Here is a 15632-nt window from a genome sequence, read left to right on the forward strand (position 1 = left end):
ATTTCCGGGCCGTCGAGGCCGCTCTGGCGCTCTTGTGTCATGGTGTGATGGTTAGCCATAAATTGCGGCAATGGATAGTCGACGAGGTACTGGTCAACAAGCGAAAGCCGCTTTCTCTCTACATGCGGTTGAGCCCTACATGCTGTCGGGGTGAGTGCTGTCCACGTTTTTCAGATAGGATAGCACGGTGACATGCGTGGTCGCAGCGGTCAGAACAGCAATAACGACGACAATGGCGCCAACCCCGATATAACCTGAGGGGCCAATCGCGAAATTTCCGAAAAGCGCAGTAGCCTGATCGGCTTCCGGAGTGGCCATGTTCCGGGAAGACCACCAGTAAAAGCCGACGAAAACGAGGATCGCACCGATTCCTCCGGCGGCTGCGCCCTTCATGCCGGCTAGCAGGAAATGGCGTCTGAACTGGGAGGCAATGAATGGCGCTTCCGCGCCGACGAAATGCAGCACTTCAATAATGTGGCCGTTTCCCGCCATGGCGCCACGGGTGGCGAAGATCACGGTCAGAGCTGTCGCCGAAAGCATGAGGGCGAGCGCTGACATACCGATTGTGACCGTGGTCCGGGCCATGGCTACCAATCGGTCAACCCATGTACGATGGTCGTCCAGTGTGACGTTTGCCACGGTCTCCTGCAATTGCGAGCGCATAGCGGCGAAGTCGGGACGCGACAATGGATCGATGGTCACGATCACCAGTCGCGGTACGGGGAGGCTTTCGATGTCGAGACCCGTCCCAAGCCATGGCTCCAGAAGTCGGGCGGTGGCTTGAGCATCGACGACAGTGGCATCGACGACGCCAGGATAGCTTGCAGCAATATCGCGCGCCTGGGCGAGGGCGGATGCCATATCCAGCCCTTCCTCCGGCTTGATCTGAATTGTCGCCTCGCGGGCGATCTGCGTCTGCCAGGTTGCCGCCGTATCCCGCACGAGGGTTACCGCGCCCAGCGTGAGACAGGACAGAAATGTCATGATCGCTATGACAAGAACCATGGCGCGGCCGGCCACATTGTCCGGAGGCACGATGGGCATCTGCTTGCGAGAGACCGCCCCGCGCGCGCCAGAACTGATGCGTGTGCCGAGATTTTTCAGAAGGCGCTTGGTCTCAGTCATAGATTTCGAGCCTTCCGCCGGACAAAACCATGCGGCGTGCATCCACCTGATCCATCAGGCCGAGATCGTGGGTGGCGATAAGAACGGCGGTGCCGAGACGGTTCAGCTCGATGAGAAGCCGAAGCAGGCGGCGAGCCAGTTGCGGATCCACATTGCCGGTCGGCTCATCGGCCAGAAGGATGCGCGGTTGCTCAATAAGCGCACGGGCGATGGCTGCGCGTTGCTTCTCTCCGCCTGATAGAATGGGTGGCAGGACATGCATGCGCTCACCCAGCCCCACCCATTTCAACAGCTCAATCACATCGCTGCGATAAGTGGATTCCTCCCGCCCGCGTACGCGCAGAGGGAGCGCTACGTTCTCGTAGGTGGTGAGATGGTCGAGGAGACGGAAGTCCTGGAACACGACGCCAATATTGCGCCGGAGGAGCGGGAGTTCGGTGCGCGTGATCGCGGAGCGATCCTTGCCGAAAATCGTGATGAGCCCGCGGGTCGGCTTCAAAGACATGAACAGCAGGCGCAGCAGCGTTGTTTTGCCTGCGCCCGAGGGGCCGCTGAGAAACTGGAAGGAACGTTCGGGCAGGTGAAAGGAGACGTCACGGAGAATTTCCGGACCCATCCCATACCTATGGCCGACATTTTCAAATCGAATCACGTGGAACCTGCGTTCTGTGAGTGGCGGACGCTGCCTGGACGCATGCTGCCAGACCATCAACCCGCATGGTTAATAGCAAGTTAACTCTTGCTTGGTATGCGTGATGGCGAAGCATTAACCATTTCCATTTACCCCGGAAAGGTGGATCACGAAAGGACAGTCTGCCTGCATGAGGCACTCTGACAGCTCACGCCCCGTTTCGGGTGAGATCATGATGCCCGACCGGATGCGGCAAACGCACTCCCGGGGCGCGGCATCGTGTGACACTGTCGATGCTGACTTCGAAACCATTGTTTCCACCGCCCGTACCGTCTCTGCATCGCCATCCACACCGTCTGCTGATCCAGTCGTGGCGGGCCTTGATATGCTTAGGCCGGGCGGTCAGACTACCCGACAGACAACCTCACGTGCCGGGCCGGCCTTCTGGATGTTCGGGGCTTTGATCACGGCCGGAGCCTTCTGGATATCCGGAGGGCACAGCCTCTTTCGGGAACTGAATGTTCTTGCAACCCGGCAGCCTCAACAGGTTCTTCAGCTTGTCGATGTGACATCACGGGTGGAGCGGCAGGGAGACAGTGCCATGCTCATCGTTGACGGGGCCGCGCTCAACGGTGGCGATGGTCTCGTGTTGCTTCCGCAGATCTCGATCAACGTTCTCACGGAAAACGGCTCGACAACGCGCTATTTTCTGGGGACAAACACCCAGCATCTTGGCCCGGGCGCGCGCTTTCCCTTCTCCAGCCGGCTTGTCGCGCCTAGGGAAGGGATCAAGTCCGTCTCTGTGACGTTTCACACGTCATAGATTATCTGGTTTCGCGGTTCCGGCTATCGAAGATTACCGGAAGTGCCCTGACAGGAGTTCGCCGCCCATGCCTGTTGTTCGCGGCAAGGAAATCGAGGTTTTGTTTTCAGCCTCGACGATCGCCAGGCGTAATCTGGAGCTCGCCAAGGACATCGCTTCGCGCGACTATGAGGACCTGCTTGTCATCTCCGTGCTCAAGGGCTCTTTCATCTTTGCAGCGGACTTGATCCGGGCCATGCACGATGTCGGCATTTCACCGGAAGTGGAGTTCATCATGATCTCCAGCTACGGCACCGGAACGGAGAGCGGCGAAATCAAGGTGCTGCGTGATATCGACAATGATGTGAGCGGGCGCGACGTGTTGCTCATCGACGATATTCTGGAATCGGGGAAGACACTCAAGCATACGCGGGAACTGATGCTTTCGCGGGGAGCCAAGTCGGTTTCCATTGCTGTGCTTCTGGACAAGCATTCGCGGCGCCAGACAGATGTCGATGCCGAGTTTGTCGGCTTCGAATGCCCTGACTATTTTGTGGTCGGATATGGCATGGATGTAGCCCACGCTTTCCGTGAGTTGCCATTCGTGGGTGTCGTCAAGGGCGATGCCGAGAGCGATAGCTGAGCGGCGATATTTTAAACAAGTGATGGCTGGCTCGTTTACCGAAGCGTAATCGGATCAGGTGAAAACAGGCCATGGCTAAGCTTTTGATCGTCGAGGACGATGAGTCCGTCCGTAATTTTACTGCCCGCGCTTTGAGTGCCGCAGGTCATACCGTGGAGACCGCGGGTGATGGTCTTGAGGGGCTTGAGAAGATCAATGCCACGGCGGGAAGTTACGATCTTGTCCTGTCGGATATCCGTATGCCGGCAATGGATGGCATTGAGATGGCGCGCGCCGTTGCAGACGCGTTTCCTGGACTTCGGCTGCTTCTTATGACCGGCTACGCGGACCAGCGCGAACGGGCGGTGGAGCTTGAAGGCACGGTCTCGGGTGTCGTGAACAAGCCCTTCACGCTGAGTGAGCTTCGCCAGCGCGTTGGCGAAGCACTGGCTGCCTGACAGTTCAGGGTAGATAGGGCGCCTTATGATCTGTCCCCGTGGCGGATCACTGCATGTCGAGCAGCCGCTCCAGATATTCCTTTTCAAGTGCAGGGCTCAAGGCATCACCGAGGCGTTTGCGAATTGCTTCCAGAATGCGGCGCGCGCGTTGGGTGTCGATCTCATCGGGAACCTCGACCGAATCGCCAAAATCCGGGCCCGTGGTTGCCTGCGGCCGTCCGAGCGGGTCGCGTCCATTGTTGCTTTGTCGAAAACCCTGTTCACCGCCGCCCTGCTCGCCGCGCATGGCCTGCTGCAACTGGTTCATCATGTCCTGAGCGCCTCGACGCAGCGCTTCCAGCGCGCGTCCCTGCTCGCCGACAGCCTGCTCGCCTTCACCTTCTCCAAGCGCACCTTCGGCTTGACCCATGGCTTCGCCGGCTTCGCCGAACCCTTCACCCGGCCTGATGCCCAGCCCCTCGAGCCCCTGCATCAGGCTTTCCAGGTCCTGCCGGAGCGTCCCTTGACCCTGTTGCAAGCCGCGCATGGCATCGGCAAACTCCTGTGGTGACATGCCCTGGCCGTCACCGGGCTGCTGGCCGTTACCCTGGCCCTGTTGACCCTGCTCGCCTTGTTGACCCTGCTCGCCCTGGCCCTCTTGTCCCTGCTGATTTCGTTGCCCGCGCTGCATCTGGTCCATGCGGAAGGTTTCGTTCATCAGTTCCTGCTGGCGACGCATCAGATTGCCAAGCTCGTCCATCTGCTGGCGCATTTCTGATTGCTGGTTGCCAGACTGGCCCTGCTGGGACCGGCCGGCTTGCAGATTGTTCATCATGTTTTCGAGCTGCGAAAGCAGCTCCCGAGCCTGGTCGCGGGCTCCGGACTTGGCCAGTTCCTCGATTTGATCGAGCATGCGATCCAGGTCGTTCTGGTTCAGCATCTGGCTATTCTCCGGCAATTGCTGCGCCATGTTCGGGTTCTGCTGTGCACGCTCAGCGAATTCACGGAGGAACTCCTGCATGGCGCTTCGCAACTCATCCATAAGACGGGCGATTTCCTCTTCGCTCGCGCCTTCTTCCAATGCGTTCTTCAGAGCCTCCTGCGCCTGCCGCAGACGTTTTTCAGCCGCTGTCAGGTCGCCATCTTCGATGATGAGGGCAATCTCCCAAAGGTAGTCGACGACATCGCGAAGTTGTTCGTCTGTCTGCGCGGTTTCCAACCTGGAGCGTGCGGCGGAGATGCCGAGAAATTGGGACAGATCTTTCAGCGTTTCTTCAGGCCAGGTCATGACCGCGTCCATCATCGCCAGCACGCGGGGCTTTTTATTGGCATCCAGTGCGAGCGTCCGTCGCTGCTCGATCAAGGCTTTGGCGAGAGGATTGGTGAAAGTCCGTTCAGGCAGAGCGAACAGCTTTGTCTCGCTTTGCGCTTCCTGACCGGCATCATCGATGGCGTGTAGGCGCATCTTTACGGTACTGCCGGCCCATGGGTGTTCGGTGAGATCACGCGAGGTTTTTGCGGCCACTGTACGGCCGTCGCGGCGCGGCAGCGTGAGAGGCAGGTCAGGGGCACTGTATAGCGGTCGGGCATCGGGGGCATTGCGGGCCTGTTCGAAAATCGCCCGCGCTTCCGCCGGTCCGTAGTCATCCTCAATTTCGTAAGCGAGCTCCAAAGCGCCGTTTACAGCGCGTTTCGGGTCTTCTGCAAAGCGTATTTCCGGTGGATTGTCCGGCGTAACCGAGAAAAGCCAGCCTTCTATCTCCTGACCGTCGCGCTTCAGACGCAATTTTCCGTCTTCCGTCAATGTTGCGGCAAAACGCCGGGCGGATGTGTCTGTCGACAGAGCTTCGCTCTGGGAAGCGCCTTCTGGGTCGATCAGGCTTTCTGCATCGTCCGTGGTGAGGTAGGAGAGGGTTTCGGATCCGGAGCCACCGGTCACGCGGAGCGCAAGTATGCTGCCCTGCGGAACGGTAAATCGCTCTGTGTCGCGATTTGCCTCTGCCGTAAGATAGATCGGGGCGCGGCGTGTATAGGCGGGTGGGGTGACCCAGGCGTCGACACGCGGCGGTACGACTTCGGCCCCACCATGTGTCCGGAAGGCGTCCAGAACGCTGCCGCCATAGGGGCTGCTGGAGAAGGCCGCAGCGGTTACCAGAAGCAGGGCAGCGGCGGCGCGTAGACCCCACGGGTCTCTTTCCGGCACTCCCGTTCTGGGCAGATCGCCATGGATATTGTCGAGCTTGCCAGCCATCCGCTTCTGGTGTTCCCGCCAAAGCGCTTCGGCAAACCCGTCCCGATTTCCCGCGAGGCGGTCGGATTGGGCGGCGACAGGCTCATGCACCAACTGGTTTGCGCGCTCAATGCGCTTGTCGATCTCGGCGGAGGTGGGGCGGCGGAAGCTTCGCAGAGGCCAGAATGAAGCGACAGCAAGCAGAGCGAGACTTGCGGCAACGCCATAGCGAACTGCGTCGGGCATCAGTCTGAAGAGGCCCAGCCAGGAGATGCTGATGAACAGACTGATGACGACCAGGAGAGGCAGGATGCGCGGCCAGAACCGCTCCATGACCATGATCAGGCGCGTAGCGAAACGGGTGCGTGCCAGCCGAACGAAGCGGCCGGGTGTGCGTTCATGCCCTGGAGTTAATTCAGCCATAGACGCTCTCAGCAAGGTGCCGTAGCGCACGTGAATCGTGCGCCCTACCTTTTACAAGGATAGCAGCAAACCGGGCGAAGGCGAGGCGGCACGCGAAATTGTGATCCGCGCCAAGTGCCGTTTCAATCCGTGAGCCAATCCGGGATCGAATCAAGGCCGATCAGCTCTTCATGGCTGGGGCGGGCCCGGATGACATGGAACTGGTCGCCATTCACGAGCACTTCTGGCACCAGTGGGCGCGAATTGTAGGTGCTGGCCTGAACAGCGCCATAAGCGCCGGCAGAACCAATGGCGATGAGATCACCTGCTTTGAGAAGAGGAAGCTTGCGGTCGAGCGCGAGATAATCGCCGGTTTCGCAAACCGGACCCACCACGTCGGCGATCATGGTTCCCGCATCCTGCCGAGCTTCGGAAACCGGCCTGATCGAATGGAAGGCTTCATAGAGCGTGGGCCGGATGAGGTCGTTCATCGCAGCGTCCACGATGACGAAGTTCTTCGCTTCGCCTTCTTTCACATAGATCACTTCAGAGACGAGGATGCCGGCATTGGCGGCGATCAGACGGCCCGGCTCGAGCATGACCTTCAGGCCGAGTTTCTTCATGTGCTTGCGCACGATCTCGGCATAGGCGTCGGGCAGGGGCGGCTGGTCGCCATCCTCCGCGTAGGGAACGCCAAGACCACCGCCGAGATCCACATGCTCGATGGCGTGGCCGTCGGCGCGCAGGGTTTCGGTCAGCTCCGTCAGCAGAGCGAAAGCATCGTCAAAGGGCTGCAGCTCGGTGATCTGGCTGCCGATATGCATGTCGATGCCAGTTACCTTGAGGCCCGGAAGCTCCGCGGCCCGCGCATAGGCGGCGCGGGCGTCCTTCCAACTGATTCCGAACTTGTTCTCGGCCTTGCCGGTGGAGATTTTCCTGTGTGTTTTCGCGTCGACGTCCGGGTTGATGCGCAGCGATACATTGGCCGTCAGCCCCAGCGCGGTGGCGCGCGCCGAAAGCTGCTCGAGCTCGGGCATCGATTCGACGTTGAAGCAGAGGATGCCGGCCTGGAGCGCGAAGTCCATTTCGCGCGCGGTCTTGCCGACACCGGAAAACAGGATCTTGTTGGCAGGCACGCCTGCGGCCAGCGCGCGGCGCAACTCGCCTTCGGAGACCACGTCCATGCCGGCGCCGAGGCGGGCGAGCGTGGTGAGAACAGCCTGGTTGGAGTTCGCCTTCATGGCGTAGCAGACGAGCGCGTCGAGCCCCTCGAAGGCTTCCGAGAAGACACGGTAGTGGCGCGTCAGCGTTGCCGTGGAATAGCAGTAGAACGGGGTGCCGACGGTTTCCGCGATGGCGGGCACCGACACGTCTTCGGCATGCAGGACGCCGTCACGATACTCGAAATGATTCACGGCAGGATACTTTCGGCTGTGCGATTGGACGCGGGGTTGCGCCGCCGCGCGGCGCAGGCCCTTTCGGCTCTGTTCTAGAGAAGACCATCGAGAATGAATGGACGATCCTCGACCGGTTTCTCTGGTGCCGGCGGTACGGGCTGGTCGTTTCGCTCAGCTTCCTTGCGCGCATCCACTGCCGCCTCGTAGGGCGAATCAAGCGGTGCCTTGCGCCCGCAGGCGGCAAGGCCCAGCGCGAGACCGAGCATGACAAGGGTGAGCGTGCGGCGGGCCGTCATGAGCGTTCCATTCCTCGAAAGTGCGTGCGCTGCGTTTTAGCGCTTTTTGCCGGGGGTTGCATCCCGTTTCAAACGTTTCTTCCAGTAGCGTATCTGACGACGTACCTCGGAAGGCGCTGTTCCTCCGAAAGACGTTCGACTCTTTACGGAATTTCCGACCGAGAGAACCGAGAACACACCTTCGTGTATAGCCGGGTTGATTGCCTTGAGGTCTTCGAGCGCAAGTTTTTCCAGCCCGCACTTCTTTTCTTCGGCAAGGGCGACGGCGCGACCTGTCACGTGATGCGCCTCGCGGAACGGCAGGCCCGCCTCGCGCACCAGCCAGTCGGCAAGGTCGGTGGCGGTGGAGAAGCCCGCTCCGGCAGCTTTCTTCATGGCCGCCGTGTTGACCTCCATGTCGCCCACCATGCCGGTCATCGCCGCCAGCATGAGGTCGAGTGTCTCGGCAGCGTCGAAGACGGCTTCCTTGTCTTCCTGCATGTCCTTCGAATAGGCAAGCGGCAGGCCCTTCATGACTGTCAGAAGGGCAATGAGATCGCCATTGATGCGGCCGGTCTTGGCGCGGATCAGCTCGGCGGCGTCCGGGTTCTTCTTCTGCGGCATGATGGAGGAGCCGGTGGAGAAGGAGTCCGACAGGCGCACGAAGCCGAACTGCGGCGTCGACCAGATGACGATTTCCTCGGCCAGACGCGAGAGATGTGTGGCGCAGATGGCTGAGATCGACAGGAATTCGAGAGCGAAATCCCGATCCGAGACCGTATCGATGGAGTTGCGTGTCGGTTCACGGAAGCCGAGCGCTTCGGCTGTCATGTGACGGTCGACCGGGAAGCCGGTGCCGGCAAGGGCAGCCACGCCGATCGGGCTTTCATCCAGCCGCTCGATGGCGTCGCGCACGCGCGAACGGTCACGGCCAAACATCTCGACATAAGCCATCATATGATGGCCGAACGTCACCGGCTGCGCCGACTGGAGATGCGTGAAGCCCGGCATCACGCTGGCGGCGTGCTCTTCGGCACGGGTGAGAAACGCTTCGATGAGACCACCAAGAGCGGCATCGATGCGCAGCAGCTCTTCCTTCACCCAGAGCCGGAAATCGAGCGCCACCTGGTCATTGCGCGAACGCGCCGTGTGCAGGCGGCCGGCGGCGGGACCGATCAGCTCCGCCAGCCGCGCCTCGACATTCATGTGAATGTCTTCGAGCTGTGCGGAGAAGGTGAACTTGCCAGCCTCGATCTCTGACAGGATCGTGTTCAGCCCGTGAACGATCTTTTTTTCGTCTTCCGCCGAAATTATGCCAGTCTTCGCCAGCATTGCGGCATGGGCCAGACTGCCGCGGATGTCCTGGGCGTAAAGCTTCTTGTCGAAACCGATGGATGCGTTGATTGCCTCCATGACGGCATCGGGTCCTGAGGCAAAACGTCCACCCCACATGCGGTTGCTGGCTTGGTCTTCGCTCATCATGATAACCGGGCGCTAGTGTGGAAAGAAGAATGTCGAAGCAGAAACAAAAATTCCCGGCACTCCGTCTGGTCGTCCTGGCTGTCGCCGCGGGCGCCATTGCGGGTGCGCTTGCGGTATACGTGAAGGGCGGGCTGGATGGCAACACGGCGGCGACGCCGATTGTTGCAGAAGCCGGTGATGCAGCCTGTTCTGCAAAGCAGGCCCTGGCCAAAGCAGTGGGCGATGCGGCAACGGGTCACGTCGCGGCAATGCTTGCCGCCGATCCGCCTCGATCCCTCAAGAATCTCGGGTTCAATGGGCCGGACGGTAACCCGATGACAGTGGCGGATTTTACGGGGAAGGTGGTGCTGATGAACCTATGGGCCACCTGGTGCACGCCCTGCCGGGAGGAAATGCCGGCACTCGATGCGCTGCAGGCCGCAAAGGGCTCCGACAGGTTCGAGGTGGTGGCGGTGAACGTGGATCGGGGCGATGATGAAAAGCCTACCGCATTCCTGCAGGAAACCGGGATCGAGGCGCTTTCCTATTACCGGGACGCTTCCATGAAGATTTTCAATGATCTGAAGAGCCAGGGATTGGCACTGGGGCTGCCGGTAACACTGCTGATTGGCGAAGACGGATGCCTGCTGGCGCATATGAACGGCCCAGCGGAATGGGCAAGCCCGGATGCCGAGCGCCTGGTGGATAGGGCTCTATCGAACCCGGACCAATAACGTGTAACCGGGGAGCATCGCTCCCCGAAATCCCTGGCAGAAGTCAAACGGCTGTCAGAATTGCCTAAGCGGCTTTGGCAGGCTGATAGATACACCCTTCGGCCTGTCCCTCGGCGCCCCGCTTCAGCTCCACGCGGTGGAGAGCCGGGGATTTCTCCGCTAACTTGTCGTAGATCCACTTGGCCAGGTTCTCGAGCGAAGGCACGGAGAGGCCCTCGATGTCATTGAGATAAGTATGGTCGAGAATTTTATGTATCTCGTCGATTTGCTTTTCTACTTCGTAGAGGTTGGCAGCCCAGCCATAGACGGGATCCGGCTCGCCGACGAGATGGACAGAGACCTTGAAGGAATGACCGTGGAGGCCTGAATAGGGCTCCAGTTTGTGCGCTGCCTCGAACGTGAACTCTTTGTACGTTTCCACTTCCTAAACCCCTGATCTAAAAAGATATTTCTTGCTTTTGGGTGTCTGAACTTCCCGCAGTCTTCCGCGTCGGGAATTGTTTGGACCAGCCGCCGTTATGCGAGCCGGCGTGCCTGATGTATAGTCCTCTAAGTCCAGAGCTTTGTCATCGGTCGGGGGGTGTGTCAATCGCGGGCGATGTGTGTTGCAAATCAGCTCGCCGTTAACCTGTTGTTTGGTTAGCCGACACTATGATTAGCCGCGTTGGGGTTTACGCCAGTAAAGAGGCACAAAAATGTACAATAAAAAGCTCGCGGGAGGCTGGTTTGCGGTTGCAGCAATACTGCTCTTCTCGTTTGTCACTCCCGCTTTCGCTCAGGACGCCGCCCTGCCAAAGCCGCAAGGCGATGTCATTCTGACGATCGACGGCAATATCGGCGCAACCAACGGTGACGGTGTTGCCGATTTCGACCTTGCGATGCTTGAAGCGCTGAAGTCGGCCAAAATTCGGACGAGCACTCCATGGTTCGACGGTGCTGTTGAGTTTGAAGGGGCATTGCTCTCCGAGCTGATGGCTCTCGTCAAGGCGGACGGTGAGGAGGTGGTCGTTACCGCGCTCAATGATTACCAGGCACCGGTACCGATCGCTGATTTTGCAGCCCATGGCACCATTCTCGCCTATAAGCGGGATGGGAATTACATGCCGATCAGCGACAAGGGGCCGCTCTTTATCATCTATCCCTACGATTCCGATCCGGAACTCAACACGCAGAAATTCTACTCGCGTTCCGTTTGGCAGGTTCGACGCTTTACCGTCCGGTAGGCGTCTGACAGGCTTTGCCCATGTCGGACCCGGAGATAAGAAAAATGAGGCGCCGCACAGCATCGCGCGTGGTGCAGACAGTGCTGTCCATAGGGATGGTCGCCCTGGCCGTTGCGGCGCTCTACATTTCGGTCCTGGTTTTTCAGCGTCAGGAAGCTCTGACGCAGATCTTTCGCTATAACATCGCCTATAGCGCCAGTCAGGGCATGAATGAGCTTTTGCGATTCCGGCAGAGGCTGGCAGCCATACTGATTGAGCCGCCGCAGGCCAGCAAGCAGGATGTGGAACTGCGCTACCAGATCATGGTGAGCAGGCTCAGCCTTTTCGAGCAGGGTGAGTTTGTAAACTTTGTCTCGGTCATGCCTGAAAACCAGGAAACGGTGGAGCAACTCGCTTCGGCGTTGCGCCAGATCGGCGGCTTCATCGATGATATCGATCAACCTGAGAACGCCCAGCTGGCGCTCGATCTGACGGCTCCACTGGAAAGCAAGATGGTGGCGCTGGCGTCGAAGGCGAACGAATATGGTGCGACAGCACAGGCCAAGGACCAGGGCGAGCTTCTCCGGCTTCATTGGCTGTTTTCCGCGTTGGCGCTTTCGCTCGTCATAACCGGCTTTATTTTCATCGCAATGCTGAGGTGGCAACACCGGCTGCAGATCAGTGTTCAGCAGCGGCTCAAGGCGACCAATGAAGACCTTTTGCGCACCAGCGCGGAATTGAGCGACAGCGCGCATGCCGCACGGCGGGCGAATGAGGAACTGATTACCCAGAACCTGCTGTTCAACACAGCGCTGAACAACATGTCCCACGGTCTTTGCATGTTCGATGCCGAGGGAAAGCTTATCGTCAGCAATCAGAAAATGGAGCGAATTTACGGGCTGACGCCGGAGCAACTCAAGCTTGGAACATCACTAAACGCGCTGATCGCTCATATGGTCGAGGCTGGTGCAAGCGCGGAGGAGGAAGCGGAGCAGCTTGCGCAGCTCCAAACGCTGCTCATCGAGCAGAATCGATCCGACACGCTGACACAGGAACTGCGAGACGGGCGCACCATCCTCATTTCGCACCAGCCGATGCGAGGCGGTGGCTGGGTGGCAACTTATGAAGACATAACCGAACGCCACAAGGCGCAGGCTCAGGTCGCCTATATGGCCCGTCACGATACGCTGACAGACCTGCCAAACCGCTTGATGATGCGCGAGCAGTTGGAGGAGATACTTGCCAGCAGCAATGAACGCGGTTTCTCCACGGCTGTGATGTGTGTCGATCTCGACAATTTCAAGAGCATCAATGATACGCTCGGGCATCCCGTCGGCGATGCATTGCTACGAGCAGTGGCCGGGCGGATTCGCAACACGGTGCGCGAGGCAGATGCGGTGGCGCGCCTTGGCGGTGATGAGTTTGTTGTGGTTCAGGGCAACATCGAAAAGCCTGAGCAGGCGAGCAGTCTTGCCAAACGCCTCATCGATGCACTCGATGAACCCTATATCATCGAAGGGCATCAGGTGCTGACCGGCGCGAGTGTGGGTATTGCAGTCGCCGCTCCGGGGGGCGAAGCGGCGGACGACCTTTTGATGCAGGCGGACGTGGCGCTTTACCAGGCCAAGGGGGATGGCCGTGGGGTGTTCCGGTTCTATGAGGATGGGATGAACAAGCGGCTGCAGCGACGCAGAGCGCTTGAGGCCGAACTTCGCTCAGCCAATCTGGACGAACAATTCCATCTCGTGTTCCAGCCGATCATCGGGTTGGGGACAAACAAGGTGACGACGTTCGAGGCCCTGTTGAGATGGACCCACCCTGTTCATGGCCCCGTTCCGCCGGATGAATTCATTGGGATCGCGGAAGATACCGGTGCCATCGTTCAATTGGGTGAATGGGTTTTGCGGCAAGTCTGTCTGGAGATGAAATCTCTGCCCGACGACATCAGCATCGCTGCCAATCTGTCTCCGATGCAGTTCAAACGGGATGATATTGTCGAAACCGTAGCGCGTGTACTCGTGGACACCGACACTCCGGCGCACAGGCTCGAACTTGAGATCACGGAAACACTTCTGCTTGAGGACAACCGCAAACTGCATGCAGACCTCCGGCGGCTGCGCCAGCTCGGTACGCGCATATCGCTTGACGATTTTGGCACCGGGTATTCATCGCTCAGCTATTTGCAAAAGTTCGCTTTCGACAAGGTGAAGATCGACAGGCTGTTTATCAAGGAAATCACAAAGAGCGCGGATCAGGCCGCCATTGTACAGACCATCGTCAATCTGGCTTTCACACTGGGCATGACGACGGTCGTCGAAGGTGTCGAGATGGAAGAGCAACTGCGCATCATCCGCGCGATGGGTTGCGACGAGGCGCAGGGCAACCTTTTCAGCAAGCCGATCCTTGCCAAGGACATCCCTGAATTTCTCGATGAACACAAACGCAGGCGCTACGCGGCCTGAGTGGTTTCCAGCGCGCCCCAAAAGTGCTCGGGCGGCTATTCGTTTCTCGCGCGCTCCCGGAACAGGCGCCGGATCACCTTGCCAGTGGTGGTCAAAGGCATGGATTCCACAAAGGCGATCTCTCGGGGGTATTCATGGGCTGAAAGACGCTCCCGGACCCACAGGCGAATTTCGTCCGCCAACGCGTCGCTGGGCTCTATGCCTTCGTGAAGAACGATGTAGGCCTTGACGATCTCCGTGCGCACGGGGTCAGGCTTGCCTACGGCTGCAGCCAACGCCACCTTTGGATGAGCGGTCAGGCAGTCTTCGATCTCGGTCGGCCCGATGCGGTATCCAGCCGATGTGATGACGTCGTCGTCGCGCCCGACGAAATGGATATAACCTTCTTCGTCGCGAATGCCCTGGTCTCCGGTGGTCATCCACTCTCCGACGAATTTTTCACGGGTGGCGGTGTCGTTTTCCCAGTACCCGAGAAACATAACTGGATCTGGACGCAGAACGGCAATATCGCCGGGCTCCCCATTGCGAACCGGTCTGCCTTGGTCGTCGATGATTTCGACGCGATGGCCGGGCACGGGCAGGCCGATGGCACCGGGTTTGCCAATTCCCAGCGTATGACAAGATGAGAGGACCAGATTGCATTCGGTCTGTCCGTAGAACTCGTTGATGCGAAGCCCCAGTTCGCCACGGGCCCACTCGAAGGTTTCGCGCCCGAGGGCTTCTCCGCCAGAGCCGATGGTGCGCAACGATAGGTCGAAACGTTTCCGAATCCCTGAGACCGCCTTCAGCATGCGCAGCGCGGTCGGAGGGATGAAGGCGTTGCGTACTTTCATTCTTTCCATGAGACCGAGCGCTGTTTGAGGGTCGAATTTTTCGAACCGACCCGCAACAACCGGCGTTCCGAGATAGAGCCCGGGTAAGAGGATATTGAGAAGACCGCCGGCCCAGGCCCAATCAGCAGGCGTCCACATACGGTCGTGGGTCTGGGGGAGGAATTCGTGGTGAAACTGGACGCCGGGCAGGTGTCCGAGCAGAACACGATGTCCGTGGAGGGCGCCTTTCGGCGGGCCGGTGGTGCCGGAGGTGAAGATCATCATGGCCGGGTCGTCAGGGCCGGTGTCGGCAGCGGCAAAGGGACCGGAATTATCTGTAATCAGCTTGTGTAAGTCTTCCGCTCCGCCGCCTGCGTCTTCGACGCAGATGACCAATTGCAGTGCCGGTAGCCGATCGCGTATGCGGGCGATTTTAGCAAGCCCGTCGCTGGTCGTGATGACGGCTGCCGCTCCTGCGCTGAAAAGTCGATATTCGAGAGCTTCCGGGCCAAAAAGAAGGGCGAGGGGTACGGCAATAGCGCCCAGCTTGTAGATGGCAGCATGGGCGATTGCAGTTTCGAACGACTGCGGTAACAGAAGTGCTACCCGGTCTCCCCGCCTTATCCCGGTCTTTGCCAACCCGAGCGCGAGGCTATCCGATAGCGTTGCGAGCTCTCCATAAGTCAGCGTTGCAGGGCAGGCATTCTCGCGATGCTCGAAGAGCGCAATACGCTCAGGCTCCCGCAGAGCCCATGCGTTCGAGATTGCGACACCGATGTTGAAAGTCTGGGGGATGCTCCAGCGGAACCCATCGTAAAGCTGCCGATAGCTTTCGCGCGGTTCAAGCATGGCCGTGCTGATCTTGTCCCTGTCCTGCGCCGCAATGCTTCAGGGAAAGTGATGCTCCTGGCCGTGCCCGCATGTCTTTACCAACCTTATACACGGGCGATCATAGCGTGCCCTAACCGCATACCGTCGGGTTAGGACTGTGTGAGGGCCCTAGAGCTGAACCGATCGGCGATTTTCGGGTACATCCAGGA

At 59.4% G+C, this 15632-nt stretch carries 14 protein-coding genes; 6 read left to right on the forward strand and 8 right to left on the reverse strand.

Annotated elements, in window-relative coordinates:
• Positions 1 to 135: 135 nt before the first annotated feature.
• A complete protein-coding gene (locus AC2CHD_RS19945) occupies positions 136 to 1125 on the reverse strand; it encodes a cell division protein FtsX (protein ID WP_484555042.1) in 990 nt (329 codons plus the stop codon).
• Positions 1118 to 1777: a cell division ATP-binding protein FtsE gene (ftsE, locus tag AC2CHD_RS19950; protein ID WP_223021660.1), complete on the reverse strand. Its 660-nt coding sequence runs from the start codon at positions 1775 to 1777 to the stop codon at positions 1118 to 1120. Before ftsE ends, AC2CHD_RS19945 begins: the two co-directional genes overlap by 8 nt.
• A gap of 169 nt (positions 1778 to 1946) precedes the next feature.
• Here ftsE and AC2CHD_RS19955 point away from each other — a divergent pair, with 169 nt between their 5' ends.
• The 3 genes from AC2CHD_RS19955 (at position 1947) to AC2CHD_RS19965 (ending at position 3638) form a co-directional block, all read left to right on the forward strand.
• Positions 1947 to 2579 (forward strand): hypothetical protein, encoded by a 633-nt coding sequence (locus tag AC2CHD_RS19955; protein ID WP_484555043.1) that lies wholly within the window; start codon positions 1947 to 1949, stop codon positions 2577 to 2579.
• A 67-nt stretch (positions 2580 to 2646) separates the two neighbouring features.
• On the forward strand, positions 2647 to 3201 hold the full coding sequence (gene hpt / locus AC2CHD_RS19960) for a hypoxanthine phosphoribosyltransferase (protein ID WP_229449950.1): 555 nt from the start codon (positions 2647 to 2649) through the stop codon (positions 3199 to 3201).
• A gap of 71 nt (positions 3202 to 3272) precedes the next feature.
• A complete protein-coding gene (locus AC2CHD_RS19965) occupies positions 3273 to 3638 on the forward strand; it encodes a response regulator (RefSeq protein WP_484555044.1) in 366 nt (121 codons plus the stop codon).
• Positions 3639 to 3684: 46 nt separating this feature from the next.
• Here the strand turns inward: AC2CHD_RS19965 and AC2CHD_RS19970 are convergent, their stop codons facing one another.
• The 4 genes from AC2CHD_RS19970 to argH form a co-directional block, all read right to left on the reverse strand.
• Positions 3685 to 6270, reverse strand: a complete 2586-nt coding sequence (locus AC2CHD_RS19970; RefSeq protein WP_484555045.1) for a TIGR02302 family protein — start codon at positions 6268 to 6270, stop codon at positions 3685 to 3687.
• Between the two features lie 122 nt (positions 6271 to 6392).
• Complete coding sequence (gene lysA, locus AC2CHD_RS19975; RefSeq protein ID WP_484555046.1) at positions 6393 to 7664, reverse strand: diaminopimelate decarboxylase; 1272 nt, start codon at positions 7662 to 7664, stop codon at positions 6393 to 6395.
• A 74-nt stretch (positions 7665 to 7738) separates the two neighbouring features.
• Complete coding sequence (gene lptM, locus AC2CHD_RS19980; RefSeq protein ID WP_113153139.1) at positions 7739 to 7942, reverse strand: LPS translocon maturation chaperone LptM; 204 nt, start codon at positions 7940 to 7942, stop codon at positions 7739 to 7741.
• Between the two features lie 36 nt (positions 7943 to 7978).
• Positions 7979 to 9400 (reverse strand): argininosuccinate lyase, encoded by a 1422-nt coding sequence (gene argH / locus AC2CHD_RS19985; protein WP_484555092.1) that lies wholly within the window; start codon positions 9398 to 9400, stop codon positions 7979 to 7981.
• A gap of 32 nt (positions 9401 to 9432) precedes the next feature.
• Between argH and tlpA the strand changes: the two genes are divergently transcribed.
• Positions 9433 to 10116 (forward strand): thiol:disulfide interchange protein TlpA, encoded by a 684-nt coding sequence (tlpA, locus tag AC2CHD_RS19990; protein ID WP_484555047.1) that lies wholly within the window; start codon positions 9433 to 9435, stop codon positions 10114 to 10116.
• A 64-nt stretch (positions 10117 to 10180) separates the two neighbouring features.
• On the opposite strand, the gene AC2CHD_RS19995 is transcribed toward tlpA, so the two are convergent.
• Positions 10181 to 10537 (reverse strand): 6-pyruvoyl trahydropterin synthase family protein, encoded by a 357-nt coding sequence (locus tag AC2CHD_RS19995; RefSeq protein WP_229449956.1) that lies wholly within the window; start codon positions 10535 to 10537, stop codon positions 10181 to 10183.
• Between the two features lie 274 nt (positions 10538 to 10811).
• Between AC2CHD_RS19995 and AC2CHD_RS20000 the strand changes: the two genes are divergently transcribed.
• Complete coding sequence (locus AC2CHD_RS20000; RefSeq protein WP_229449957.1) at positions 10812 to 11339, forward strand: putative pterin-binding protein; 528 nt, start codon at positions 10812 to 10814, stop codon at positions 11337 to 11339.
• Between the two features lie 44 nt (positions 11340 to 11383).
• Positions 11384 to 13780, forward strand: coding sequence for a putative bifunctional diguanylate cyclase/phosphodiesterase (locus AC2CHD_RS20005; protein WP_484555048.1), 2397 nt, complete (start codon positions 11384 to 11386; stop codon positions 13778 to 13780).
• 35 nt (positions 13781 to 13815) lie between these two features.
• Here the strand turns inward: AC2CHD_RS20005 and AC2CHD_RS20010 are convergent, their stop codons facing one another.
• Entirely contained in the window at positions 13816 to 15441 is a 1626-nt protein-coding gene (locus AC2CHD_RS20010; RefSeq protein ID WP_484555049.1) for an AMP-binding protein, read from the reverse strand.
• Between the last annotated feature and the right edge of the window lie 191 nt (positions 15442 to 15632).

The sequence above is a fragment of the Nitratireductor sp. ATLC21 genome (assembly GCF_057196525.1).

Coding starts and splice junctions, on each gene's coding strand:
- AC2CHD_RS19945 (WP_484555042.1), bottom strand. CDS start 1,125: ATGACTGAGACCAAGCGCCTTCTGAAAAATCTCGGCACACGCATCAGT.
- AC2CHD_RS19955 (WP_484555043.1), top strand. CDS start 1,947: ATGAGGCACTCTGACAGCTCACGCCCCGTTTCGGGTGAGATCATGATG.
- hpt (WP_229449950.1), top strand. CDS start 2,647: ATGCCTGTTGTTCGCGGCAAGGAAATCGAGGTTTTGTTTTCAGCCTCG.
- AC2CHD_RS19965 (WP_484555044.1), top strand. CDS start 3,273: ATGGCTAAGCTTTTGATCGTCGAGGACGATGAGTCCGTCCGTAATTTT.
- AC2CHD_RS19970 (WP_484555045.1), bottom strand. CDS start 6,270: ATGGCTGAATTAACTCCAGGGCATGAACGCACACCCGGCCGCTTCGTT.
- lptM (WP_113153139.1), bottom strand. CDS start 7,942: ATGACGGCCCGCCGCACGCTCACCCTTGTCATGCTCGGTCTCGCGCTG.
- argH (WP_484555092.1), bottom strand. CDS start 9,400: ATGAGCGAAGACCAAGCCAGCAACCGCATGTGGGGTGGACGTTTTGCC.
- tlpA (WP_484555047.1), top strand. CDS start 9,433: ATGTCGAAGCAGAAACAAAAATTCCCGGCACTCCGTCTGGTCGTCCTG.
- AC2CHD_RS20000 (WP_229449957.1), top strand. CDS start 10,812: ATGTACAATAAAAAGCTCGCGGGAGGCTGGTTTGCGGTTGCAGCAATA.
- AC2CHD_RS20005 (WP_484555048.1), top strand. CDS start 11,384: ATGAGGCGCCGCACAGCATCGCGCGTGGTGCAGACAGTGCTGTCCATA.
- AC2CHD_RS20010 (WP_484555049.1), bottom strand. CDS start 15,441: ATGCTTGAACCGCGCGAAAGCTATCGGCAGCTTTACGATGGGTTCCGC.